The 553-nt window shown below is 70.2% G+C and carries 1 pseudogene; it reads left to right on the top strand.

The annotated features are described in order from the left end of the window. A pseudogene (locus tag AX737_RS09325) lies at positions 1–553 on the top strand (sugar transporter); the annotation flags it as partial.

Below are 553 nucleotides of genomic sequence, written 5' to 3'. Positions count from 1 at the left end.
CGCGCATCCCGCTCTCCACCCGCGGCGACCGCCTGCTCGACATCATCGCCACCGCCGGCGGCGTGCGCTCGGCCGTCAACGAGACCTTCGTGCGCCTCTCGCGCGGGCCGGCCACCGCCACCGTGCCGCTGACCACCATCGTCTCGAACCCGCGCGAGAACATCTACATGCGCCCGGGCGACACACTGACCCTGGTGCGCGATCCCCAGACCTTCCTGGCGGTGGGCGCGCTCGGCAGCGCCACCGAGGTGCCGTTCGGGGCGGACGGGATCACGCTGGCCCAGGCGCTGGCCAAGTCGCGGGGCCTGGCCGACTTCCTGGCCGACCCCGAGGGCACCTTCATCTTCCGCTTCGAGCCGGCCTCCGTGGTGCGCAAGCTCAACCCGGGCTCGAAGCTCTTGGGTACGCCGCTGGTGCCGGTGGTCTACCGGATCAACATGCGCGACCCCAACAGCCTGTTCACCACCCAGGCCTTCCGGATGCGCAACCGCGACCTGATCTACGTCTCCAACGCACCCTACACCGAGCTCCAGAAGGTCCTCGGCGTCTTCTC

The organism is Methylobacterium sp. CCH5-D2 (genome assembly GCF_001556475.1).
Classification (GTDB): Bacteria; Pseudomonadota; Alphaproteobacteria; order Rhizobiales; family Beijerinckiaceae; genus Methylobacterium; species Methylobacterium hispanicum.
The sequence above is the reverse complement of the archived record's forward strand: the minus strand, read 5'-3'. Positions and strand labels throughout refer to the sequence as shown.